This window comes from Thalassolituus sp., assembly GCF_984348125.1.
Map to the genome: position 1 here is coordinate 106,156 of NZ_CFHJLR010000009.1, position 25,075 is coordinate 131,230.

Here is a 25,075-nt window from a genome sequence, read left to right on the forward strand (position 1 = left end):
GCTGTTTATACAGTTTAAGCGTTCGCCATCATGCGCCTCTTCATTGCCGAAAAACCCAGTCTTGCCCGCGCCATTGCCGAGGTTCTTCCCCGCCCACATAAAAAAGAAGAAGGCTGTATTCGTGCCGCCAATGGTGACGTCGTCAGTTGGTGTATTGGTCATTTATTAGAGCAGGCGGACCCAGAAGCCTACAATCCACTCTACAAAAAGTGGCAACTTGACCACCTGCCCATTTCGCCCGATGAGTGGCAGCTCCAGCCAAAGCCTAAAACCCGGAAGCAACTGAGCGTTTTACGTAAGCTGATTAAAGAAGCCGATCAGTTAGTGCATGCAGGAGACCCTGACCGTGAAGGCCAGCTGTTAGTGGATGAGGTGATTGATTACCTGAAAACGCCACAGACCAAGCGCCGCAATGTTCAGCGCTTACTGGTCAGTGACCTGAATCCATCGGCAATCAAGCGTGCTCTGGGCGAGCTGCGTAGCAACAGCGAGTTTATTCCCTTATCTGTTTCTGCATTGGCTCGTAGCCGGGCAGACTGGTTATACGGAATTAATCTCACACGCGCCTGGACGATCAAAGGACAGCAGGCGGGTAATCGCGGCGTACTGTCTGTTGGACGGGTACAGACACCGGTTCTCGGGTTGGTCGTCCGGCGCGATAAAGAGATCCGCGACTTCGTCAGTAAGCCCTTTTACGAGGTTCAGGCGGCCATACACCTGAGTGCTGAGCAGCCTCCCAGCTTTTTCGCTAAGTGGCAGCCTAGCGAGGCATGTCGGCCGCATCAGGATGACGAGGGGCGGGTACTGAATCCGAATCTTGCTAAGAACGTGATCGACCGGATTCGTCAGCAGCCAGCGCAGGTAAAAGCGTTTGATAAAAAACCGGGCAAGCAAAATGCATCTTTGCCCTACAACCTGTCCTCTCTACAGATCGACGCCGCAAAAGCCTTCGGTATGGCAGCGAAAACGGTACTGGATGTTTGTCAGAGCCTGTATGAAAAATACCAATTGATAACCTATCCAAGATCAGACTGCCGTTATATACCCGTTGCACATCACAGTGAAATGCCGCAAGTCTCTGCGGCTATCCAGACTGTCATTGCAGATGCTGGCGACATGCTGAAGCATACTGATGAATCCAGAAAGTCAGCCGCATTTAATGACAAAAAAGTCGGCGCACACCATGCGATTATTCCGACATCTAAAAAATACTCGGGTAACTTAAATGATGCAGAGAAAAAGATTTATCGGTTAATAGCCCGCCAGTATTTACTGCAGTTTTGTGGTGCCTTTCAGTATTCTGACACCCTCATTGAGCTTGAAATTGCTGGTGGTCGGTTCATTGCCCGTGAACGGATCACCTTGGCAGCCGGCTGGAAAGCGTTAATGCCTGCGCGTGAAAAAACATCGCCGCCATTACCTGATCTGGTGGCAGGTCAGGCCTTATGGAGCGGTGAGCCTAAGCTGGAAGAGAAGCATACTGAACCACCGAAGCATTACACAGATGCAACCTTGCTCGCGGCCATGACCGGGATTGCCCGCTACGTTAAAGACCCGGAGCTACGTAAGGTCCTTAAAGATACGGACGGGCTTGGCACTGAGGCCACACGGGCGAGCATCATAGAGCTGCTGTTTAAGCGTAAATTTCTGCAGCGACAGGGTAAGCAGATTCAGGCAACAGAGACAGGACGGCAATTGATATCAGTTCTTCCGGACGCCTGCTCGCAGCCGGATATGACTGCCTATTGGGAACGCCAGCTGAACGATATCTGCGAAGGCGAAGGAAGCTACCAAGGCTTTATGCAGCCTCTGAGCGATCGGTTAATTGAGCTGGTGGAAGCAGCAAGGTCAGCGACTATGCCCGTGATGAGATCGGGTACACAAACTGGCCAGAAAAGCCCCCGAAAAGCGACGTATCGGCGAAGGAAGAAAGGCGTTGCGAAATCTGGCCGATAGGCATATTAGTAATTTCCTATCAGGCTGAGAAATACTATCAATTTAATCCTTATCTTTGTGTTGTGTAATTTGATCACATCTCCACAGATTACGACCCAAGGAATAAGTAATGAAAAATTTTATAAATGTAATTAAAAATTCTTACGCCAATGTGAAAACTCTGGATCAAAAAGCCTCAGTAACCTGCAACTACGCCGACAACTATTACGGCGATCAGGTCTGCTTACTGATACATAAGAAGTAAGTTTCATCTGTCGGTTGCTTTGATCTCAGATCAACCGGCGGCTGCGTGCACTCTCTTCCAGTTCAGCCCGGAAGGCGGGGTGTGATATATCAATCAGAGCTCTCGCACGTTGCGGAAGTGACAAGCCTTTCAGGTCTACACAGCCAAACTCAGTAACGACAAAATGGGCATCCATTCTTGTGTCGGTCACGCATCCGCCTGATAGCTCTGGAACGATGCGGCTCAGAGTCCCTTTTCGTGCGGTCGAATGCAGCGCAATAAAGGAACGGCCGCCATGGGATGCGAATGCACCACGGACGAAATCAAGTTGACCTCCGGTGCCAGAAAACGGTGTGCCCTTTATGGATTCGGCGTTGATCTGGCCTGTGATATCAACCTCTATGGCTGAGTTAACCGAGACCATGTTCGGGTTCTTGCGAATGACTGCAGGGTTATTGACCCATGAGGCCGGGTAACCAACAACCGATGGGTTGTCGTCCATAAAGTCGTACATGGCACGGTCACCAATAGCGAGGGTGTAGACATGCTTATGCTGCATCAGCCGCTTTTCCCGACCATTGATAACGCCTTTCTGGATAAGAGCAGCGATTGCTGGAGAAAACAGTTCACTGTGTAGCCCCAGATTTTTGTGTGACCCCAGCAGGCGGGCGACGGCTGCGGGTACACCCCCGACGCCCATCTGTAACGTATCGCCATCCTGAATGTATTCTGCGACCTGCCGAGCGATCAGTTGATCGGTTTCAGACGGCTCAGGTTCGGTCACTTCAGAAAGGGCACTATCAGATTCGACAAGAGCATCAACCTCTGAGATATGTACAGAGCACTCACCAAAGGTGCGAGGCATCTTGGGGTTTACTTCAACGATGACTTTCTTGGCTTTACGGATAACCGAAGCACCATAATCTGCATTGGTACCCAGGCTGAAGTACCCGTGTTTATCCATAGGAGATACCGTTACCATAAAGCAATCAGGCTCGGTCTGCCGGGTTAAAAGGCGGCCTACCTGATGAAAGGCACATGGAACAAACTCAACCCAATGCGGATTCTGAAGTCCAGCGATGGCTTGACGGTCGTGACTGCTTAAAAACAGACACCTGGGGGTGAATTTACCTTCGAGCTCATTTTTCAACAGAGAGTCTGCCAGAGCTTCGGTGCCATGCATGTAATAGATATTGAGTGGAGGTAATTGATCGTTTGTAAAAGCCTCACCAAGAGCCTTCAATAAGGCCGGTGGCATTGCGACGCTCATTCCTAGGATCAGGTTTGTGCTGTCTTTCAGCAGACTAACGGCAGCATCAGGTAATAATCGTTTTTCATCATATTCTTTACGCCATTGCATGATTCCCTCCAGGCCTGATAAGCGAGTTGAAGTAAACATCCTCCTTCTTTATTACACCATCGTGATGTCAGAAGGCTGATCGTGAGCATTCTTCAGGTGAAACCAGACTACATTCTTGTCAAATAACAGAAGAACTACAGCCTATGGCGTCGCGAATGCTCGCCAATTCTACCCAGGGATCGAGAACCACCTCAGCCAGCACCGGGGGTGATCCCGGAAGAATTAGCGCTCATGCCAAGGAGTTCACACATAATTTACAGATCGCTCAGAAAGAGTCTGATATGTTATCGAATCATCAAGTGCAGTCACGGGAGAGTATGCATGCCGGGCATCAGGGTTCCAGACATTAAGATCACGATACAGAGATTGCGGGGTTTTAGCGCCATTTTAACGCTGGCTGTAGCGACTTTCACGTTGGTCGCTTGCGGAGGCGGCAGTGATGGCAGCTCGGGTGGTTTTATTGATGTAGGAACCTCAGAAGAAACGGCCACCATCGACATCACATTTGCACCTGGGCTTCGTGGTCCTGAAGCAGAACCCTCTGTCTCAGAACTCTCTGTTACAGATAACGATGCCATTGTGATTAACTCACGCGTTACTGGAACCGCTCTTCCCGGCGTTGCGGATACTGCGTCTGAATTTGAACTGACTTACACGCCGCTGGTGGATCGTGAGGTGCTCATTGTACTCAGTAGTACTGAAGCCCCGAACCTTGATCTCGAGGTCAGTGACAATTCTCTGAATAGCGAACAGAGCGAAAATTCAAACTCCTACGAAGTGCTGTTGATGGATGTCGATGCAGGGCGTACCTATACATTAACGGTCTCAACGCTTGCAGAAGGAGGGCAGTTTACACTTCTACTGACCGAGCCAAACCGGGCTTCTTTAGGCCTGACTGATACTGAGTATTTTGTCACTCATGAACGGCGTGGTTCTACCCTTTGTGATAGCTCTCCGGAAGGGGCTTACGTACAGCAAACCTACTGGATAATTAACTGGGCAGAGGGGTATATCTCCGACCCTGATGAAACTCTTAACTTTACCAGTGTCGACGGAAATGCCTTCAGTAGTGAGCAGACGCTGGATCTTGGCTCTGTGACAGAAAATTTCTCGTTGACGCTGGATACTAATTCTACGACGGGCGTTGTCTCGGGTAACGCCACTCAGACCCGGACATTTTCTTCTGGCGAATTTAGTCAGTGTGTTACCGAAATAGATTTTCGTGAAGGGCAGGTAAAACTGTAAATGCAGAAAGTCTCAGAGCATAAAAAAACCCCGGTTAATCCGGGGTTTTTTATTTCACTCATTTGAAAATAAAATCAGGGAAATTATTTACAAGGAGTAATCCATTCAGCATTGAATGGGTTCTTGCCCGTCACAGTATCAAAGTACATGGTCTGTAGTTTTTCGGTGACTGGGCCGCGACAACCCTTACCGATAATGCGACCATCCAGAGACTGAATCGGCAGTACTTCTGCTGCAGTGCCAGTGAAGAAGGCTTCGTCGGCAACGTAGACTTCGTCACGGGTAATGCGTTTTTCGCGTACTTCATAACCCAGAGACTGAGCCATTTCGATAATGGTCTTACGGGTAATACCATCCAGGCATGAGGTCAGTTCCGGCGTGTAAATAATGCCATCACGAACCAGGAAGAAGTTCTCACCAGAGCCTTCAGCCACATAACCTTCGTTATCCAGAAGCAGGGCTTCTTCACAACCGCTGTCGATGGCCTCACGCAGAGCCAGCATTGAGTTGATGTAGTTGCCGTTCGCTTTCGCTTTACACATGGTGATGTTCACGTGGTGGCGGGTGTAGCTTGAGGTGCGGATTTTAATGCCCTGAGTTTTGGCTTCTTCACCCATGTAAGCCGGCCATTCCCAGGCGGCAACCATGACATGAACTTTCAGGTTGTCAGCACGCAGGCCCATGCCTTCAGAGCCGTAAAACGCCATTGGTCGGATGTAAGCACTGTCGAGGTTGTTTTCACGCACTGCAGCACGCTGAGCTTCGTTCAGCTCTTCGCGGGTGTAAGGCAGTTTCATATTCAGAATGTGTGCGGAGCGGAACAGGCGGTCGGTGTGTTCCTGCAGACGGAAAATCGCCGCGCCCTGATCAGTTTCATAAGCCCGCACACCTTCAAAGACGCCCATACCGTAATGTAGGGTGTGAGTCAGTACGTGAACTTTGGCATCGCGCCAGTCGACTAACTCTCCGTCAAGCCAGATCAGACCATCACGGTCAGACATGGAAGGTAGCATAAGGACCTCACTCGTAAATGTAATGTTGTATTCGGTAATTCAGTAAACGTTCAGCAGTCTGCGCTTGCCTTGCAGTGGTTATGACTGCTCGGGTTCAAGCCAGAGTTTCCAAAGTCGGGTCACATCATTACGCCGTGCATCAAATCCGAGTGCCGACACTGAGTCGCTCTCGAGGAGCAGGGATTGTTTCTGCAATGCACGCCGGTGAGTTTCGGCTCGGTAGGACAGGTAGGTTTCCTGCAGGGTCTGACAGTCTTTTGGAGCCATCAGACCGGCCTTCGTTAAGGCATCCAGCAACCGCATGTTATCGGTGACCTGAGTAAGCTCAGGGTGCTGGTGTGACCAGGCCAGTACGCCATATTGAACCAGAAACTCGATGTCAACAATACCCCCTTCATCCTGTTTCAGGTGAAACTGCTGGCCGTTCGTATCTTTAGAGCCGAGATTATCCCTCATTTTTTGCCGCATGGCTCGCACTTCTTCGCGCAGTTCAGGAATATCTCGCTGTGATGTCAGGATTTCCTGACGGATGTCATTAAAGCTTGAGGACAGCTCACTGGACCCACTGATTACGCGTGCGCGGACCAGTGCCTGATGCTCCCAGGTCCAGGCATGATTCTGCTGATATTCTTTAAACGCTTTCAGCGACGCGACGATCATTCCTGAGTTACCTGATGGCCGCAGACGCAGGTCGACTTCGTAGAGATCGCCGGAGCGGGTCTGAGTGCTGCAGAAGTGAACCATGCGCTGACCCATACGGGTATAAAATACGCCGTTATCCAGGCTGCGTTCGCCTGTGGTGGAGCCTCCCGGGTGACCGTGATGGATAAAGACCAGATCAAGGTCCGAGCTGTAACTCAACTCAAGACCACCCACCTTGCCGTAACCTACGATGAGAAACTCGGGCGTATATACCGGCTCTTTATTCGCGTCTGTCGGATAGCCATATTTCGCGACCATCTGCTCGAAGGCCAGATTCTGAACCATGGTCATGGTGGTTTCTGCAAGGCGGGTGAGGTAGTCGCTGATCTTCATCAGAGGCAGTTTGTTCATCACTTCGCAGGCCGCCGCCCTGAGTTTGTGAGCGCGCACAAACTGGCGCGTCTGCTCCATCTGCTGTTCGAGATCATCGGCTTCGATCCGCAATAAACGGAGATGCAGCTCTTCCTGCAGCTCATGCTGGTCGGGCAGTCGGTACAGAGTTTCCGGCACAAGAAGCTCATCGAGCAGAAGCGGCGTTCGGGTAATGTATTCCGCGACCCAGCTCGATGCGGAACAGAGTTTAATCAATTGCTCCAGTGCCTGCGGGTTTTCACTGAGCAGAACAAGATAAGCTGTACGCCGAAGAACGGCTTCAAGCAGCGGAATTACTCGTTCAAGTGTTTCTTCGGTATTGTCTTGCGCCCAGACCTGCTCCAGTAACGAAGGCATCAGTGCTTCAAGACGTTCGCGGCCTATCTGCTGCATGTTGGTTACCGGGCGTGATTCACGGAAGGTATCAATGCGCTGGCGCACTGCGGATTCACCGGCGCACGGATACTGCTTAAGGAAATCTCTGGCGGCCTCTTCGTTCAGTTCGCCATGCCAGAGGTCGAGCCAGACATGGTCGGCTTCCTTGTTATCCTGCTCGTCGTCATGAGCCACAATCTGAGCAAAGTGGTGGCTGACAATGCTGCGGTGCTGATTCAATAAGGTAATGAAGGCTTCCCAGTCGTCGCATTGCATTGAGACTGCTATGCGAGCCTGATCGGTTGGGTCGGTGGGCAGTTCCTGCGTCTGCTCATCCCGTAAGCTCTGAATTGCGTGTTCGGTATCACGTAGGAAGAAGTAAGCGCTTTTCAGCTCTTCGGTAGCACCGGACGGCAGATAGCCCTCTGCGGCGAGAATATCCAGCACATCGACGAGTTCACGTATCTGAAGATGTTTTTCCTGGCCGCCACGAATCAGCTGAAATGCCTGTACGATAAATTCGACTTCGCGGATGCCGCCCGGGCCCAGCTTCACATTGTTATTAAGGCCACGTCTGCGTACTTCAGCATTGATCATGGCTTTCATTGAGCGCAGCGATTCGAAAGCACTGAAATCAACATAAACCCGGTAGGTAAAGGGTCTTAAAATATCGAGAAGCTCCTGTGCTTCCGGACTGTCTTCGCCCGTCATTACCCGGGCTTTCACCATGGCGTAGCGTTCCCAGTCGCGTCCCTGGCTTTGGTAATACTCGTCGATAGAGGCAAAGTTCATGACCAGAGGGCCACTCTGACCGTAGGGGCGCAGGCGCATATCAGTACGGAAAACAAAGCCATCGACGGTTTGTTTATCAAGCGCCTGAATCAGCTTCTGGCCAAGCTTAATAAAGAATTCCTGATTGCTGATGACCTTCGGGCCGGTCGTATTGCCACTCTCGGGGTAAGCAAAAATAAGATCGATATCTGAGCTGAGGTTGAGCTCCCAGCCGCCCAGCTTGCCCATGCCTATGACAAGAAGATGTTGTTGCTCCCCGGATTCTTTACCGACAGGCTGGCCATGACGGGATTCGAGTAACGGCGACAGGAACTGGATACTACGGATGACGCAGACGTCCGCGAGTTGAGAAAGAGCTCGTGTCGTCTCCAGTGTACTGGCTTTTTTCAATGCATCCCGCCAGATGATATGTACCATGGCGCGACGCCGTAGTTTGCGCAGTGCAGCGTGCCAGTCATCTTCGGATTCAGCACCCCGGGCCAAAGTATCAAGCCACTCGTTTAACTTTTTACTGTTGATCTGAGCGTTGATGGAACCGTCAATAATGGCATGACATAGATGTTCATGGTCTCGTGGGAAAGCGTCTGCGACATAGTCGCTCAGAGTCAGAACGGTTTGCAGTGCCGTCTGATGTTCGGGAGTTAAACCGGTGAAAAACTCCTGCCATTGCAATCCCATTCGTTCTGCCAGAGAAACGAGTTGAGGCTCTGTTGCCTGCCAGTGGGATAGGAGTGCATCGGGGAGCATATTCATTAACCTGTGTTGGTGTCTTACTGGTTGTCTAGGTAGTTGCCTGTGAATTAACTGTAGCGGGTAATGTGTGCCTGTGAACAGTGATCTTATGATCAGGTTGATTATAGGACGAGGTTGATTACAGGAATAGACAGTCGCATTCGGGAACCCGATACTGTCGGCAGGGTCGATATAGCCTCTTTAACTGTCTTTTGTCAGACCTGTTCGCAGTTTTACATTTGTTATCAGATATCATCGCCACATTTCGCGATCGTACGTTTTACCGGAGCTTTCGAACGGATGTCAGGGAAACCTACCAAAAAAACAACAGTGAAAAAGTCAGCAGCAAAGAAAGAAGTGTCTAAAAAACCTGTCGCCGGAAAGCAGCGGCGCTGGAAAGCGACACTCTTAGGCTTGTTCTCCGTATCGCTGGTGATTTTCGGTGCCTGGATGATTTATCTGGATGCCGAAGTGCGCCGGGCATTTGATGGTAAAAAATGGGCACTACCAGCCAAGGTGTATGCGCGCCCACTCGCCCTGTATCCGGGGTTACTGCTGTCGCCACAGCAGCTTCAGGCCGAATTGCAGTGGTCGGACTACAGGCAGAGTAGGGCCGCCGACCGGCCAGGCACCTATCAGAGGACGGGGAATACCTGGCGTATTTATCGGCGCGGCTTTCCCTTCTGGGATGGCCCCGAGCCAAGTCGGGTTATTGAAGTAACGTTAGCCTCCGGGCGTGTCGAAAAGGTCTCTGATGAGCAGAGTGCCCAGGCTCTGGTACGTCTTGAGCCTCAGTACATCGGCGGTATTTTCCCTGTTCACAATGAGGATCGGGAGCTCGTCCGGCTTGAAGATGTTCCACCGGTGCTCGTGGCGGCATTGATCATTACTGAAGATAAACGCTTCTTTGAACACTGGGGAATTTCTCCCACAGGCATTGCCCGGGCCATGGTCGCGAACGTCAACGCTGGCCGTATGGTTCAGGGTGGCTCAACGCTCACTCAGCAGTTGGTAAAGAACTTTTTTCTTACTAATGAACGATCCCTGAGTCGCAAGATTCAGGAAGCCTTTATGTCACTGTTGCTTGAGCTGCATTACGACAAAGAAGAAATTTTAGAGGCCTACATCAACGAGGTTTATCTCGGGCAGTCCGGGCGTCGCAGCATTCATGGTTTTGGTCTGGCCTCGCGTTTCTATTTCGGCAAACCTTTGCGAGAGCTCGACAACGCAGAGATTGCGACTCTGGTCGGACTGGTGAAAGGGGCGTCCTACTATAATCCCCGTCGAAACCCTCAGCGCTCGAAAGATCGTCGTGATTTAATTCTTGGCCTGATGGCTGAAAGTCAGGTCATTACTGAAGCGGAAAGCCTGCGCGCCAAACGAACCCCATTATTAACTGCCTCACCTAAGCGTGCGGGGCAGCGTGAATACCCTGCGTTTCTTGAACTGGCTAAACAGCAGCTTCAGCAGGATTATCGCCTGCAGGATTTGCAATCAGAGGGCTTGCGTATATTTACAACGCTCGACCCCTGGGTTCAGAGCGCGGTTGAAAGTTCGGCTGAAGCCCATCTCTCGTCATTAGAAACGCGTTCTCCGCGACTTAAAGGCAAGTTGGAAACCGCAGCTGTGATCACCAGCGTCGATGGTGGCGAAATTCGCGCCTTGCTCGGTGGGCGCGACGCGTCTTTCTTTGGTTTTAACCGCGCATTGAATGCGAAGAGAGCGGTTGGCTCTCTTGCTAAACCTGCGGTTTATTTAGCGGCATTACGTAGCGGTGAGTATCACTGGGGCACCCTGATTGATGACAGCCCAGTTACGGTAGAAGGGCAGGATGGGAGCCTCTGGCAGCCTCAGAATTACGATAAGAAAAGTCACGGTATGCTGCCAATGCAGGAGACTCTGCAGCGTTCTCTGAATCAGGCGACGGCACGCTTAGGAATGACGGTTGGTCTGGATAAGGTCGTCGATGAACTGGTCCGCTTAGGTATCCGGGATGATCTGCCTCCTTACCCGTCTTTGTTGCTGGGCGCTATGTCGCTGTCTCCCTTCGAAATGACCCAGATGTACCAGACGATTGCCTCTGAGGGCTTCCTGATGCCACTGCGCACCATTGATGCAGTGACCACCGCAGAGGGAGATATGCTTTCCTCTTATGCAATTCGTGGTCAGCAGGTATATGACCCGGTGACGATGGAGTGGCTCACGTCAGGCCTCAAGGCCGTCGTGAGTGAAGGCACCGCCCGACGGCTTAATGACCTGCCGCAACCGCTTGCAGGTAAGACGGGCACGAGTGATGAGCAGCGGGATGCGTGGTATGCCGGCTTTGATAATCGCCATCTTGGCGTGATCTGGGTAGGTATGGATGACAACGGACCTATGCCATTTACCGGCAGCAGTGGCGCACTGCCCATCTGGCAGGAATCGTTCAGGCGGATGGGGACAGAGCCGCTGACGCCTTCGCGCAGTCTGGTTGATATCCCGGTGAACCCTCAGGGTCAATTACTCGAAGACGGATGTTCTGGTAAGGTATATAACTTTCCCGCATCGTGGCAGACAACAAAACGACTTGCCTGCGAATCCGGGGTTCAGAGTATTGGTAAAGGGATTCGCTCATGGTTCGAACGATTGTTTTGATCGCAGTAGTTGGCTTTCTAACGGCGTGTGCGAGCACATCAACGCAGGATGGCCCCACGGAAAACTACGGACAGTATCAGGGGGGTACTGATCATCCCGCCGTAAAAATGTTGTTTGGTCAGGCAGATGATGCAGCTAAGGCAGGCAACTGGAGCGCTGCGCTGACGTACCTTGATCAGGCACGACGCATTGAGCCGAGAAATCCCTATGTGCTCTACCGTCAGGCGAAAACATACGCAGCGGCGGGCGACAATGCACGCGCTCGTCAATTACTGGAAAGAGCCCGTGTCTTTGCCGACGATGAGGATGAAATGCTGAGTTATCTCCTCTACGAGCTGGAATTTCAGTTATAAAGAAACGGCCACATAATAGTGGCCGTTTTTTATGGTGTGAGAGATCTAGTGCGTCTTAAAGTTGGCCAGTAAACCAGCAAGCTTACCAGCCATGCTCGATAGCTGCCCCGTTTTCGCCTTCGAGGCCTGAGCCAGTCCCAAGTTCGAGTCCCCGATTTCGCGGATCGAAATAATGTTGCCATTGACCTCGTTGACCGCCAGGTTCTGCTCGCGAATAGCTTGAGCAATTTGTTGATTCATCGTACTCATAGATTCTACCGCTGATTTAATCAGTCGTAGCTGCTCATCGATATGACCTATCTGGCTGACGCTTTCGCCAACACCGCTCAGTGATGTTTCCATTGCGCTCACCGCCTCACCCGAGCCCTTCTGCAACTGTTCAATCATTCGCTGAATCTCTTCCGTACTCTCATGAGTACGTGATGCCAGGGTACGGACTTCATCCGCAACAACCGCGAAGCCGCGACCCTGCTCACCTGCACGGGCAGCTTCAATAGCGGCATTCAGTGCTAAAAGATTCGTTTGTTCCGCAATGCCCTGAATTACAGATAACACAGAGCCGATATTGTTACTTTCTGAGTCCAAGTTCTCGATAACAGTGTTAGCGGTTTTAATATTTTGCTCTAAACGCTCAATGCTGGTGCGGGCTGCACGAATTTCTTTATCGCTGGCCGCTGAGACTTCGGTTGCAGATGTCGCAGACTTGGCGGCTTCATCTGAAAAGCGATTTATCTCCTCCATCGCACTGGTCATTTCCTGAGTGGCGGAAGCAATTAGATCTGTTTCGTCGCTTTGCTTGCTGGACCCTGACTCGACAGTTTTGCATGACTTATCGAAATCATCACTGATCCCCGAAATTTCATAAGACAGTTCACGGGCTTCATTGACGAGTTCATTGATCTGAGCAAAAAAGGTGTTAAAGGTATGTCCGAAGGCAGACTGAGGTTTATCCAGTTGATAGGAAAGATCAATCTGACCTTCTTTCTGCAGATGCTCTCCAATACTGAGCAACTCAACACTCTGAAGGAATTCTGCCCAGCTCTTACGGGAAAGATATACGAGAACGCCCGCCTCAAATACGACGAAGGCAGCGTGTAAAAGTACGATCTCCAGGCCGGTAGTCATATCGAGTCCCGGATGGTACTCAAATATATAAACGCCGGAACCCATTTCCTGGAGGTAGTTAAATACCAGGTGATGAATTGCGATCACGGCCGCCGCAGTAATGATAGTAAGCTGGTCGCGGTAATAAAGAAGCGCAGCAAGCAGAGCAAAGATACCAAAATGCATTTCAATCAAACCATGAGCCTGATGAATATGCAGTGCCGAGAAAACCATCAGTGATGCCGCAAATGAAATGCGTGTTAAGCGATGGCCGGGCATGGCCTTGCTGATCATTGCAGGCACAGCAACGGCGGGTACACCGACCAGAAAGGCCTCCGCCCAGGTGCTATTCCAGCTGGCCAGACCGAACGATAGCGCGAGCAATGCCAAGCTCAGGGTGAGGAAAAACCGGTCCGCATCCCGATAGAATTTATTTATTGCAGGAGGTTGGCTCATAGCAGTAACCACATTCTCTATATTGGTATCTGCTATTGAGTGTAGACAAGGCCCAGCAACTTGCTAATCGCAATATTGACCGAACCATTAACAAAGCTGGCTAATTTTTATACAGGTATTGTGCGATAGATAACCTTCAGTTATGCAATCGCAGCTTAACTTCTATTGCCCGACCTCGCGCTGGCGAATATGAAGGTTGGCCTGATAAATCAGAATGGTGAGGGGAATAGAAAGGTAGGCGAGATCTGGGGTCAACTTCAGGCTCTCGAACGAAATGCTCTCGTTCGTGTGAAGCAGATAACCCACCACTGCGGCTCCCCACAGTGCGGCTATGATAAGCTTTGGCGCTAACAACTGATGTGGCTTGAGTGCCCAGACTAATAGAGAAAGCGCGCCGATAAGTGCGCTAATTGTCGGTATATATTCCGCAACATCGCTGCGACGTGCCAGCTCAAAAATGACACACAATACTAGAAGAATACGCCCCCAGATCACTCGGTCCCAGTAGCAATTTTCACCGGCTCCGGCGACCTGGGCTGCCTGCACGGTACGTACGAGAACGATCAATGGAAACGCTGCATACCAGGCCAGGCCGTACAGAAGCGTTCCGGCTGCATCGTTGCCCGTGACTGCGCTGAATATCTCCCCGCCAGCGGCAATGCCAATGATGAGGCCCGCAGCAAAGTCCGCAGCCTTCTCCCCGGACCATTCGGTCCCGGGGACAGGGCGTGCGCACCAACAGAAGAGCGCAGAGATCAGTAATAGGACGGTGTTCTCAATCACAGGGTCGCCATCACCCGATCAGCGGCAGCGATGGTGTCGTCGATATCCTGCTCGGTATGCGCAATGGACATAAAGCCCGCTTCGAATGAAGACGGCGCGAGGTATACCCCTTCTTTCAGCATGCCATGGAAGAATTTATTAAAACGCTCGCCATCGCAGTGGTCAGCCACGTCACGGAAGCCGTTAATTTCGTTCAACTCGGTGAAGAACAGGCCAAACATAGAGCCCGCGCTGGTGGAGGTGAATGGAATGCCATGCTTATCCGCCGCGGCTTTGAAACCATCCAGCATCTGTTTTACCCGTGCGGTCAGCTGGTCGTAGAACCCAGGTTTCTGGATGGCTTTCAGCATCGCCAGACCGGCGGCCATCGCCAGTGGGTTGCCAGAAAGAGTCCCCGCCTGATACACAGGGCCGAGAGGCGCCAGGTATTCCATGATTTCGCGCTTACCACCAAAGGCACCAACGGGCAGACCGCCACCAATGACTTTACCCAGACAGGTCATGTCGGGAGTAATGCCATAATATTGTTGCGCACCGCCCAGTGATACACGGAAGCCGCTCATCACTTCGTCAAAAATAAGCACAATGCCATGCACAGTGCAGAGCTCGCGTAACCCCTGGAGGAATGACTTCGATGGAGGAATGCAGTTCATGTTACCGGCAACGGGTTCGATGATGACGCACGCAATTTCGTCACCCATTTTCGCGAAGCATTCTTTAACGCTATCGAGGTCGTTGTAGTTCAGGGTAATGGTGTTTTCTGCAACGCCTGCAGGAACACCGGGAGACGTCGGAACGCCTAAAGTCAGCATGCCGGAGCCCGCTTTCACCAGCAGTGAATCAGCATGGCCGTGATAGCAGCCCTCAAATTTCACCAGTTTATCGCGGCCGGTAAATCCTCGAGCCAGACGAATTGCGCTCATGGTGGCTTCGGTGCCTGAGTTAACCATGCGCACCATGTCCATCGACGGGATCAGTTTGCAGACTTCGTCAGCCATCTCAATTTCAATATGGGTTGGCGCACCAAAGCTCAGGCCCTTATCCATACGTGCACGTACGGCATCAAGAATTTCATCCGCAGAATGGCCAAGAATCATTGGCCCCCAGCTACCCACGTAATCGATATAACGGTTGTTGTCGGCATCGAACACATACGCCCCTTTGGCGTGATCAAAAAAGATCGGTGTACCACCGACACCTTTGAATGCACGTACCGGAGAATTTACACCGCCCGGGATGTGTTTCTGAGCAGCTTCGAACAACGCTTCCGACTGGGAAATAGAATAAGTCATAACAATACCTTGGAATTAAAACGGGCGGACGACGACGAGAATGACGACGCCGAGCAGAATAAATACCGGAACTTCGTTAAACCAGCGGTAGAACACATGGCTGCGAGTGTTCCGGTCTTCTTTGAATACTTTTAACAGTTGGCCGCAATAGAAGTGGTATACAACGAGCAAGGCGACCAGTGTGAGTTTTGCGTGCATCCAGCCCTGGCTGAAATAAAAGCTGGTGTTCATCGATAACATCCAGATGCCCAGGGCGATGACGACCACCATGGATGGCGTCATGATTCCGCGATAGAGCTTACGCTCCATAACTTTGAAACGCTCGCGGGATATCTCATCACTGGCATCAGCGTGATACACAAACAGGCGCGGTAAGTAGAAAATCGCCGCAAACCAGGTCACAACAGCGATGATGTGGAAGGCTTTCAGCCATAGGAAAGTCATGAATCAGGCCCCTTGTGCCGGACGATACTGGTAGTAGCTTTCGATGTCTTCGCGCGAAACGATACCTGCGAACTGATGACGGCGCTCATCGCGATACACTATCAGCCATTGTAATTGATGTGACTGCATCTGGTCTAAGGCGTCCTGCAGATTCGCTTTTAACGAAATGCGGGCGGCCGCCTGTCGGTCAGCCGGGATGGTAAACAGGTCAATGGTTTCTGCATCAGGGTCAGTTTCGAGTGCTTCGGCGATAGCGGCTGGTCGTATCAAGGTGTCTTCACCAGCAATCAGGAGCCAGCTCGGATCACGTTGCAGAATAAACCCAGCGGCTTCCCGACCGACTTTCCGTTGCACCTCTACAACGGAGGTCTGCATCGCTTGAGCAACCCAGGTGTTGCGCAGCATCTGCCGTACAGGGCTTGGTGCCTGGTATTGAGCGTTGCCTCCGAGCTGTACCTGAAATACCGAGGGTAGCCGGAATACTTCGCTGACTACTAAGCTGGCGATCACAACGGACAGCATACCGGGCATGATGATATTGGGGTTAGCTGTCAGCTCAAGCAGGGCAACGAGCGCTGCCAATGGTGCTCTGAGTACCGCCCCCATCATGGCGCCCATCCCCAACATTGTGTAAAAGCCAATTGAGAGGGGGTAGTCAGGCACCAGCCAGACAGAGAGCTGCCCCATTAACCCGCCAAGCGCTGCTCCGATAAAAAGTACCGGCCCGATAAGGCCGGCGGGAAAGCTGACGGCAGCAGCCCAGCCAGATAGAAACATCTTGGCCAGCAACAGAAGCAGGAGGGTGGTGAACACGACTTTACCATTCAGGGCGTCGTTAACTGTGTCGTAGCCAATACCAAGAATTTCAGGCAGCCACCAACTGATCGCCAGCGTCGCGATTGTTAAACCGCCCCAGCGTAAAACAAGCGGGAGATGCCCGAGGCGCTGTAGTAATTTAACCAGGTAAATGTAGCCAGTGGCCACCAGTCCGGCGACAACACCAAGCAACATGATGTAGGGGACTTCCCATAAAGAGGTGAGATTAAGCGCCGGAACATCAAACGCAGTTTCATGCCCAAATACCGCGCGGCTGACGATGGCTCCGCTAACGGAGGCGAGGATGATCGGAATAAAACCGCGGATGCTGTACTCCAGAAGTACAACCTCCATAGCAAAAATGACTCCTGCCATCGGTGTATTAAAAGAAGCGGAAATCGCACTGGCGACGCCAGCCGCCGCGAGAATACGTAAGCGATGATGGGCTAATTCGGTGTGTTGTCCGATCTGACTTCCCGTGCCTGCACCTATGTGAATCGCCGGTCCTTCACGGCCAACACTGTGTCCGCTGACCAAAGCAATCACTGCAGAAATCCACTGCAGAATAATGTTGCGGGCGGGCATGTATCCCTGATGTCGCTCCATCCTAAGCAGAACGTGGGTTACGCCCATACTGCGCCGTTCTTGTGGAACCCAATAAAACAACAGAATCAGCAGGGCGCCGCCACCTAGAAGAAGCAGTGAACGCACTTCCTGCGACATGCCTTCGAAATTCTCGGCGGAGCCAATCGGAAAGAAAGCGACGAGGGGAAGCTCAATTGCCAGGCGGAAGAGTGTAATCAGGCCTGCACTGACAAGTCCGGTTAATAGCGCCAGGCCAGCTAATCCAATCTGGTTGTCAGACAGTGTGATCATGTTTTGCCAGAGTTGGCGTAACGGGGTCACTATTGACGGTTCCTTTCTGGCCTTATGGTGTGAAGAGTGCGGAATACCCGCTATTATACTCATCTTTGCGGCACGGCTGGAAACACCCTCCGGGCGCCGCTTTCCTGCGCCATAAAATACTCTTTGTTCAATAGCATTCTGTGGCGGAGGCATACAAGAGCACTACTAGACTACTTCGGAGATTGTCTGTGATTAAGGTTGGCATCGTTGGCGGCACTGGGTATACCGGTGTAGAACTGTTGCGTATTCTCGTGCACCACCCAGAAACTGAGTTGAAAGTGATTACATCGCGCAGTGAAGAGGGTGTCCGGGTCGATGATATGTACCCTAATCTCCGCGGGTATACCGACCTCGCCTTTACCGTACCAGATGCCGATGCGCTGGGTGAATGTGACGTCGTATTTTTTGCAACGCCTCATGGTGTTGCGCATGCTCTTGCAGAAGAAGTGCTGAACTCAGGTGCTCGCGTTGTCGATTTGTCTGCGGATTTCCGTTTAAAAGACGTCCCGACATGGGAAAAATGGTACGGCCAGGAGCATGGCGCACCGGGTATTCTCCCAGAAGCTGTATACGGTTTGCCTGAGGTCTATCGGAGTGACATCAGCAAAGCACGCCTTGTTGCTTGTCCCGGTTGCTACCCAACGTCTGTCGAACTGGGTTTGATACCACTGATTGAGCAGGGACTGATCGAAGACCAGCTACTGATCGCTGACTGTAAAACGGGCGTTAGTGGTGCCGGGCGCGGTGCGAAAGTCGGTTCGCTGTTTGCAGAAACGGCCGACAGCTTTATGGCTTACGGCACATCCGGACACCGTCACCTGCCAGAAATACGTCAGGAGCTGAAAGCGGCTGCGGGTGGAAAAGACATTAACATCACTTTCACGCCTCACCTCGCGCCTATGATCCGCGGGATTCTTGCGACTCTTTACGCCCAGGTGCCGGAGCAGAAGATCGAAGATCTGCAGAAAATCTACGAAGAGCGATATGCCAACGAGCCATTCGTCGATGTACTTCCTGCTGGCAGTCAGCCAGCGACCAGAAGCGTGAAGGGCAGCAATGTGTGTCGCCTGGCACTGCATTATCACGAAGATACCGGTCAGGTCATCGTGCTGTCTGCGATTGATAATCTTGTTAAAGGTTCATCCGGCCAGGCGGTGCAATGTATGAATATTATGTTTGGTCTTGAAGAAAACATGGGCCTGCAACATGTTGCTCTGATGCCTTAACGAGCGTTTCTGGAGGTAGAGCATGGCAGTAGTTGAAGGCAGTGTTCAGGATGAGTTGGTCATTGTTCGCCGGGCGAAAGGGTATCGCTTCCGGCGGGCTTTCTGGCTCGCCATTCTTATTCTGATGACCGCAGGTGGCGGTTACCTTTACGGGTACTTCGATAGCTATACGCAGATGAAGGTACTCAAAGAAGAAAATGGTTACCTTAAAGACGGTTTGCGCACCAGTGAGAAAACCATTGAAGATTTAAGTCAGCGCGTGGCAGTGCTCGAGAAGGGCGGCGAAGTTGACCGGCAAGCTGCGGATGGTTTCCGTGAAACCGTAAAAAGTCTGAAGGATCAGGTTTCCGTGCTTGAGCAGGAAGTTGCGTTCTACAAGGGTATCATGGCGCCCGGTAGCGCCGATAAAGGCTTACGTATCAGCCGGATTGACCTCGATGCAATTAGTGCAAATCAGTACAGCTATGCCGTTATGATGACTCAGGTTGTCGATAACACGAATTATGTTCAGGGTGAGGTCGCAGTCAATGTGATTGGTTTGCGATCCGGCGAGCAGGAAGTTATCGCCCTCCGGGATCTGGATGAAAATATCAGTGAACTGGGTATACCATTCCGCTTCCGTTATTTTCAGGAACTCAAAGGTGTGTTGAATCTGCCAGATGGTTTTATCCCACAACAGCTACAGGTAGTTATGCAGTCACGCGGGCAGAACTCACAAAGGGTAGAAGAAACCCGAAACTGGAATTCCGAGGGAGAGGCCTGATGTTCAGTGCTAAGACCAACAACCATATAGATTTTGATACAGTGATTTCGGCTCGCACTGAAATCCGCGGTGATATCGCAGTGAAAGGCGCCATTCAGATCGATGGTGTCCTGAAGGGCAACCTGATAGCCGAGCCGGGCTCTAAGGCGTCGGTACGTATTAGCGATAAGGGGCGTGTTGAAGGGCGGATTACCGCACCTAATGTGATCGTCAATGGTGAGGTATGTGGAGATATCCATGCCTATGACTATATTGAATTGGCGAAAAAAGCCCGCATTACAGGCAATGTCCACTACGCATCAATGGAAATGGTATTAGGGGCGCAGGTGAATGGCCAATTGATTCATGGCTCCGGTTCAGCTAAAGCTGGCGCTGGCGTTTCTCAGACAGAAATGGCAAAAGTTGACTAAATCACTCGGTTAAGCAGATAATCCTACAAGACTTATCCAAGACATCTTTTCCAAGGTAATTATGACAGCAGTTCAGCAGGCCGCGCCGATTGAGTTGACGCAAGCGGCGGAAGAAAAAATTCGTGACCTTCTCGAAGATGAGGGTGATGATGAGCTGTGCCTGAGGGTGTTTGTGACTGGTGGTGGTTGTTCAGGTTTCCAGTACGGTTTCACCTTTGATGATGAACAGGCAGAGGATGATGCCCTCATCGGAAAAGAAGGCGTACGGGTACTTGTAGACTCACTAAGCTACGGTTACCTCGTTGGGTCAGTGCTTGACTATCAGGAAGGACTGGAAGGGTCGCGTTTTGCGGTGTCGAACCCGGGCGCTTCTTCTACATGTGGTTGTGGTTCGTCATTCGCAATCTGACTTGATACGCATCAGGGAGGTTCCCATGCGAATTGTATTAACTGCTTTACTAGCCTCATATTCTTTATCCAGTCTCGCTAACGAAGGTCTTCAGGAAACAACGTCTGCACCAGCCATCGATAATTCAGTGGTTGCTCCTGTTGAAGCTGTACAGGAAGGTGACGTTACAGCCGAGGTAATCCCTGCATCTACAGAGGGCATTCCGGCATTGTTCCAGGCCCGGATACAGGAACACTCTGCAGACGAAATGCTCGCTTTACTCCAGCGTGCAGAAAAAATTGCCTCAGGGCAGGATGTTTACCGCACTCGAGAGCCTGTAATGCTGGTTTTGTCGGGGGATGAAATCGAACTTTTCAAACGCGACAACTATCGCGACAACAAAGCTCTGGTTGATCTTGCTGCGCGTCTGGATGCTTTTAATATCATTGATGTCAAAGTCTGCCGTCACTGGACGGGCCAGCGAGGTATAGAACTGACCGACCTGCCCCCCTTCATCGAGGGCGTATCATCAGCCGATCAGGAAAATAAACGTCTTGAAAGTGCGGGTTACGCTTATTTCTGATTATTTTTGCCCGTACTCGCCGGGTAAATCCCACCAAGAATTCTCTCTCCCTGAGCACCGGTGACCGCAGGAAGGTTGCCACTCAGGTGATTTAACGTTCTCCAGCCTAGCCAGGCGAAAGCGATAGCTTCCATCCAGTCAGGGTGTACCCCAACAGCTTCTGTTGACTGAATATTCATCTGAGGCAGGTTGGCTCGGATGCGGTTCATCAGGTGACTGTTTTTCAGCCCTCCACCACAAACATAAAGATCCTGAAGTTCAGGCGCATAACGCTTGATTGCGCTACTTATGCTGGTGGCTGTCAGCTCTGCGAGCGTGGCAAGAACATTATCAGCGGGATACTGTTCGGGAATCTGAAGCTGCTTCAGGTTGAACAGCTCACGGCCAGTGCTTTTGGGGGGCTCTTCCGAAAAATAGGGATGCTGCAACCACTCTTCCAGTAAGTCAGAAATAACCACCCCCCTGGCTGCAGAGCTTCCTTCTGCATCACAGCTGCAACCTGTCATGGCCTTGCAGTATTCATCCATTAATGCGTTCCCTGGGCCAGTGTCAAACCCAAGAGTTTTATTCGGGTCCGGGTTTACCAGGGTCAGGTTGGCGATGCCGCCGATGTTGAGTACGCCGCATGGTTGATGCGCTTGCATCGCAACCTGATGAAATGCGGGTACGAGAGGAGCCCCCTCGCCGCCAGCCGCAATGTCCCTGCGGCGAAAGTCAGCAACGCAGGTAATGCCTGTGTACTCGGCGAGCCATGAGGGGTCGCCAATCTGCCAACTGAATCCGTCCGGTTGAGGTCTGTGGCGTAGAGTGTGGCCATGACTGCCGATAAGGCTGATGTCAGTGGAGGAGAGCGTATTCTTCTCTAACAGCGTAACGACAGCTTGCACGCCATATTGGGCGATTAAGCGGTCGGCATCCATGATGAGTTCAGCGCTGAGAGTCTCACTGATGGCTAACGCCTTAAAGAAATCCGATACTTCGTCTGGGTAATCAATGCACAAGGCATCAACCATCGTCACTTTGTCCGGTGTGATCTCCACGAGACAAGCATCCATGCCATCGGCACTGGTGCCTGACATCAGGCCAATACAAAGAGTCATTGAAAGTCCCCGTCTGTGCTTGAAGACACACTGAAGTCTTTCAACCAGCTGGTCAGCTTATTGGACTCCTTCATAAACGCCGCTTTTTCCGACGATTTAATAGATTCTGCTTTTGGCAGTCTTACCCGCAATGAGTCTCTGTGGACGCCATCGACCAGGAATTCGTAGTGCAGGTGCGGCCCTGTTGAGGCGCCCGTGGTTCCGACATAACCAATGATCTGGCCTTGTTTCACGTAGCGGCCGACCCGAACGCCACGCCCGAATTTACTCATGTGTGCGTACTTGGTCTGGTAGCGTTGACCGTGCTGGATGACGACGACATTACCGTAGCCGCCATTGCGACTGGCGAAGGTTACCTTGCCATCACCTGCAGCTTTGATCGGCGTCCCCGTCGGTGCTGCGTAGTCGGTTCCCCGATGGGCCCGGATTGTATTCAGAATCGGATGTTTACGGTTCGGGTTAAATCGAGAACTGATGCGGAAATAGTCAATCGGGTTACGCAGGAAGGCCTTACGCATGCTCGTGCCTTCCGGGGTAAAGTAGTTCGCTTGACCGTCGCTGTCGACATAGCGAACAGCTGTAAGCTCGCGATCCCGGTTATTAAACTGTGCGATCAGAATATCGCCGTAGCCAATCTGCTCGCCATCCAGCTGAACCTCTTCGAAGATGAGACTGAAAGAGTCGCCTTTACGGATATCGAGCGCGAAGTCGATATCCCAGCCAAAGATAGCCGCCAGTTGATAGAGAATTTGGTCAGGAACTCCCGCCTGAGAGCCGTCGTAGTAAAGAGAGTTGTCTATGGTCGCGGAGGCAAAGCGAGGGATGTAATCTGCCGTTCGTTCAATAAGCTCATATGAGAGACTACCATCATCTTCGCGGGCGAGAGAGTGTCTTGCGAGTGGAGACAGGATAATCTCCAGCTTCGAAATTTTATTTTCGGCCGTCCGAACCCAGCGCACAGTCTGACCGACTTTGAGATTGATAACATCCCGGGGAACTGCTGCTGCAATATCGATAACATCAACAGCACTGAGGTTCTCCCTATCAAACAGAACCGAGAGGCTGTCACCGCTTTTCACTGTGGTCTCTTCCCAGTCGGGTTCAGGCACAGGAGGTGGTGTGTCGGGTTCTGAGACCTCGGGAAGGTCAATAACAAACGTCTGTTGTTTGGTTGACTCACCGGAATCCGGGAGAAGAACCAAAATGAGTAGCAGCAGAATACCGAGCCCGGCACCAATCAGGTGACGTAACGGGAAATACTGTAGTTGCCCGGGCAGAGCCATCTTATTATCGAATCCTCGTATGCATTTCGCAGGAAAGTGTAAACAATCACTGAGCATTTTACCCGGTGAACTTGATTTTGCACCTTGATCAGGTATGTTCAGCTCCCTTTCCGACAACCCTAATGTGAAGATAGATCCCATGACAGCCGCACTTATTGCTGACCTGAAAGAGCGTGGTCTGCTGAACCAGATCACCGCTGAAGACGAATTTAATGAACACCTAAACGGCGGATCTCGCGTTCTTTATTGCGGTTTTGACCCGACAGCAGACAGTCTTCATCTCGGACACTTAGTCCCTCTTCTGGTTCTTCGTCGCTTTCAGGATGCGGGGCATAAGCCCATCGCATTGGTAGGTGGGGCGACGGGATTGATCGGTGATCCAAGCTTTAAGGCCGCTGAACGTCAGCTCAATACCGCAGACATTGTGGCTGGGTGGGCCGATAAGATTCGTGGCCAGGTCAGTCAGTTCATCGCCTTTGACGGTGTTGAGAACCCAGCCGTTGTTGTGAATAACCTTGACTGGGCAGGTGAGATGAACGTACTCGACTTCCTTCGTGATGTCGGTAAGCACTTCTCTGTAAATGCCATGATCAATAAAGAGTCGGTGCAGCAGCGCCTGAATAGAGAAGGGGCGGGGATCTCGTTCACCGAGTTTTCGTATGCGTTGCTTCAAGGGATGGATTTCGCTGAACTGAATCGACGTTACGACTGCACCCTGCAGATTGGTGGTTCCGACCAGTGGGGTAATATCGTTGGTGGTATCGACCTTTCCCGTCGTCAGAATGGCGCGCAGACGTTTGGTCTCACTGTTCCACTCGTAACCAAATCTGACGGTACAAAATTCGGTAAGACAGAATCGGGCGCTGTATGGCTGGATCCTTCTAAAACCTCGCCTTATGCCTTCTACCAGTTCTGGATGAATACGGCAGACGCAGACGTCTACAAATTCCTGCGTTACTTCACGTTCCTGCCGGTTGAAAAAATTGCAGAGATTGAAGCGCATGATGCGACGATTGAAGGTCGCAAGACAGCGCAGCCGATCCTTGCGGAAGAAGTTACCCGAATGGTGCATGGTCAGGAAGCGCTCGATTCAGCCCGTCGTATTACCGAAGCGCTCTTCTCTGGCGATCTAACGCAATTATCCGAAAGTGAATTGGAACAGATCAAGCAGGATGGATTGCCATCAAGCGGTCTGGACATCACTGGTCTGGGTGATAAACCTCTGACAGCGATACTTTCTGAAGCAGGTATGGGCCAGGGTAAGCAGGTTAAAGATGCGCTCGGCCGCAATGCCGTCATCGTAAACGGTCAGGCATACGGTATGGATGACCTGATGAAAGGCGCCGAGATCTTCAGTGCTGGTAATGCTATGTACGGACGCTTCTTTATGGTTCGCATGGGCAAGAAAAAGCATCATTTGTTCGAACTTGAAAAATAATTCAGAAAGACTGTTGACGGCGCAAATGAGATCTCTATAATGCGCCGCTCCTGACTTGAGACGGCTTCTTCCGGAAGCGGAAAAAACAAAGGAAAAACAAGGGGTTGACAGTGAATTTAATCACTATATAATGCGCCCCGCTCTGAACGGAACGGATTACTTCGGACCAGTCAGAAAAAAGAGGTTGACATCGAAGATTAACTCTTTAGAATGCGCAGCCCGCTTCGAGTGAAACACGAAGCAAAGTTCTTTAACAAATTGTTCAGACAATTTCGTGTGGGTGCTTACTGAGATGTTGTGGAGACATAAGATTTCAAGTAAGAACT

Annotated in this window: 21 protein-coding genes; 11 read left to right on the top strand and 10 right to left on the bottom strand. The window is 51.4% G+C overall.

Features of this window, described 5'->3' with window-relative positions:
* The first annotated feature begins 30 nt into the window (after positions 1 to 30).
* Both AC5E51_RS08605 and AC5E51_RS08610 read left to right on the top strand, forming a co-directional pair.
* On the top strand, positions 31 to 1,956 hold the full coding sequence (locus AC5E51_RS08605) for a DNA topoisomerase III (protein ID WP_301388438.1): 1,926 nt from the start codon (positions 31 to 33) through the stop codon (positions 1,954 to 1,956).
* A 109-nt stretch (positions 1,957 to 2,065) separates the two neighbouring features.
* The gene (locus tag AC5E51_RS08610) at positions 2,066 to 2,200 is read left to right on the top strand and encodes a hypothetical protein (RefSeq protein ID WP_301376647.1); all 135 of its coding nucleotides are present in this window, start codon (positions 2,066 to 2,068) and stop codon (positions 2,198 to 2,200) included.
* 25 nt (positions 2,201 to 2,225) lie between these two features.
* Here AC5E51_RS08610 and AC5E51_RS08615 read toward each other — a convergent pair whose 3' ends face one another.
* Entirely contained in the window at positions 2,226 to 3,539 is a 1,314-nt protein-coding gene (locus AC5E51_RS08615) for an acetyl-CoA hydrolase/transferase family protein (RefSeq protein WP_301376646.1), read from the bottom strand.
* 321 nt (positions 3,540 to 3,860) lie between these two features.
* Here AC5E51_RS08615 and AC5E51_RS08620 point away from each other — a divergent pair, with 321 nt between their 5' ends.
* Complete coding sequence (locus tag AC5E51_RS08620; RefSeq protein ID WP_301388436.1) at positions 3,861 to 4,784, top strand: hypothetical protein; 924 nt, start codon at positions 3,861 to 3,863, stop codon at positions 4,782 to 4,784.
* An 83-nt stretch (positions 4,785 to 4,867) separates the two neighbouring features.
* Here AC5E51_RS08620 and AC5E51_RS08625 read toward each other — a convergent pair whose 3' ends face one another.
* Together AC5E51_RS08625 and glnE are read right to left on the bottom strand one after the other, a co-directional pair.
* Positions 4,868 to 5,797, bottom strand: a complete 930-nt coding sequence (locus AC5E51_RS08625; protein ID WP_273091845.1) for a branched-chain amino acid transaminase — start codon at positions 5,795 to 5,797, stop codon at positions 4,868 to 4,870.
* Between the two features lie 78 nt (positions 5,798 to 5,875).
* Positions 5,876 to 8,785 carry a bifunctional [glutamate--ammonia ligase]-adenylyl-L-tyrosine phosphorylase/[glutamate--ammonia-ligase] adenylyltransferase gene (glnE, locus tag AC5E51_RS08630; RefSeq protein ID WP_490364153.1) on the bottom strand — a complete coding sequence of 970 codons (2,910 nt, stop codon included), beginning with the start codon at positions 8,783 to 8,785 and terminating at the stop codon, positions 5,876 to 5,878.
* Positions 8,786 to 9,070: 285 nt separating this feature from the next.
* Here glnE and mrcB point away from each other — a divergent pair, with 285 nt between their 5' ends.
* Both mrcB and AC5E51_RS08640 read left to right on the top strand, forming a co-directional pair.
* Positions 9,071 to 11,404, top strand: a complete 2,334-nt coding sequence (gene mrcB / locus AC5E51_RS08635; protein WP_491778429.1) for a penicillin-binding protein 1B — start codon at positions 9,071 to 9,073, stop codon at positions 11,402 to 11,404.
* On the top strand, positions 11,383 to 11,757 hold the full coding sequence (locus AC5E51_RS08640) for a tetratricopeptide repeat protein (RefSeq protein WP_297530818.1): 375 nt from the start codon (positions 11,383 to 11,385) through the stop codon (positions 11,755 to 11,757). The genes mrcB and AC5E51_RS08640 overlap by 22 nt, the downstream gene beginning before the upstream one ends.
* A 45-nt stretch (positions 11,758 to 11,802) precedes the next feature.
* On the opposite strand, the gene AC5E51_RS08645 is transcribed toward AC5E51_RS08640, so the two are convergent.
* The 5 genes from AC5E51_RS08645 to AC5E51_RS08665 form a co-directional block, all read right to left on the bottom strand.
* Positions 11,803 to 13,317: a methyl-accepting chemotaxis protein gene (locus AC5E51_RS08645; protein ID WP_301376642.1), complete on the bottom strand. Its 1,515-nt coding sequence runs from the start codon at positions 13,315 to 13,317 to the stop codon at positions 11,803 to 11,805.
* A 162-nt stretch (positions 13,318 to 13,479) separates the two neighbouring features.
* Positions 13,480 to 14,100 carry a hypothetical protein gene (locus AC5E51_RS08650; RefSeq protein ID WP_301376641.1) on the bottom strand — a complete coding sequence of 207 codons (621 nt, stop codon included), beginning with the start codon at positions 14,098 to 14,100 and terminating at the stop codon, positions 13,480 to 13,482.
* Positions 14,097 to 15,392: a glutamate-1-semialdehyde 2,1-aminomutase gene (gene hemL, locus AC5E51_RS08655; RefSeq protein ID WP_301376640.1), complete on the bottom strand. Its 1,296-nt coding sequence runs from the start codon at positions 15,390 to 15,392 to the stop codon at positions 14,097 to 14,099. The genes AC5E51_RS08650 and hemL overlap by 4 nt, the downstream gene beginning before the upstream one ends.
* Positions 15,393 to 15,407: 15 nt before the next feature.
* The gene (gene hemJ, locus AC5E51_RS08660) at positions 15,408 to 15,836 is read right to left on the bottom strand and encodes a protoporphyrinogen oxidase HemJ (RefSeq protein ID WP_068435644.1); all 429 of its coding nucleotides are present in this window, start codon (positions 15,834 to 15,836) and stop codon (positions 15,408 to 15,410) included.
* Between the two features lie 3 nt (positions 15,837 to 15,839).
* Positions 15,840 to 17,558 (bottom strand): chloride channel protein, encoded by a 1,719-nt coding sequence (locus tag AC5E51_RS08665; protein ID WP_301376639.1) that lies wholly within the window; start codon positions 17,556 to 17,558, stop codon positions 15,840 to 15,842.
* 188 nt (positions 17,559 to 17,746) lie between these two features.
* Between AC5E51_RS08665 and argC the strand changes: the two genes are divergently transcribed.
* The 5 genes from argC (at position 17,747) to AC5E51_RS08690 (ending at position 20,928) form a co-directional block, all read left to right on the top strand.
* The gene (gene argC / locus AC5E51_RS08670; RefSeq protein WP_301376638.1) at positions 17,747 to 18,784 is read left to right on the top strand and encodes an N-acetyl-gamma-glutamyl-phosphate reductase; all 1,038 of its coding nucleotides are present in this window, start codon (positions 17,747 to 17,749) and stop codon (positions 18,782 to 18,784) included.
* 22 nt (positions 18,785 to 18,806) lie between these two features.
* Positions 18,807 to 19,547, top strand: a complete 741-nt coding sequence (locus AC5E51_RS08675; RefSeq protein WP_068444725.1) for a DUF6776 family protein — start codon at positions 18,807 to 18,809, stop codon at positions 19,545 to 19,547.
* Entirely contained in the window at positions 19,547 to 19,957 is a 411-nt protein-coding gene (locus AC5E51_RS08680) for a bactofilin family protein (RefSeq protein ID WP_301376637.1), read from the top strand. Before AC5E51_RS08675 ends, AC5E51_RS08680 begins: the two co-directional genes overlap by 1 nt.
* Before the next feature lie 61 nt (positions 19,958 to 20,018).
* Positions 20,019 to 20,366, top strand: a complete 348-nt coding sequence (erpA, locus tag AC5E51_RS08685) for an iron-sulfur cluster insertion protein ErpA (protein WP_068444719.1) — start codon at positions 20,019 to 20,021, stop codon at positions 20,364 to 20,366.
* Between the two features lie 25 nt (positions 20,367 to 20,391).
* Complete coding sequence (locus AC5E51_RS08690) at positions 20,392 to 20,928, top strand: hypothetical protein (RefSeq protein ID WP_301376636.1); 537 nt, start codon at positions 20,392 to 20,394, stop codon at positions 20,926 to 20,928.
* Here AC5E51_RS08690 and AC5E51_RS08695 read toward each other — a convergent pair.
* Positions 20,919 to 22,028 (bottom strand): anhydro-N-acetylmuramic acid kinase, encoded by a 1,110-nt coding sequence (locus AC5E51_RS08695; protein WP_301376635.1) that lies wholly within the window; start codon positions 22,026 to 22,028, stop codon positions 20,919 to 20,921. The genes AC5E51_RS08690 and AC5E51_RS08695 overlap by 10 nt on opposite strands.
* Positions 22,025 to 23,311: a M23 family metallopeptidase gene (locus AC5E51_RS08700; protein ID WP_301376634.1), complete on the bottom strand. Its 1,287-nt coding sequence runs from the start codon at positions 23,309 to 23,311 to the stop codon at positions 22,025 to 22,027. The genes AC5E51_RS08695 and AC5E51_RS08700 overlap by 4 nt, the downstream gene beginning before the upstream one ends.
* 139 nt (positions 23,312 to 23,450) lie before the next feature.
* On the opposite strand from AC5E51_RS08700, the gene tyrS reads away from it, so the two are divergent.
* A complete protein-coding gene (gene tyrS / locus AC5E51_RS08705; protein WP_301376633.1) occupies positions 23,451 to 24,749 on the top strand; it encodes a tyrosine--tRNA ligase in 1,299 nt (432 codons plus the stop codon).
* Positions 24,750 to 25,075: the final 326 nt, after the last annotated feature.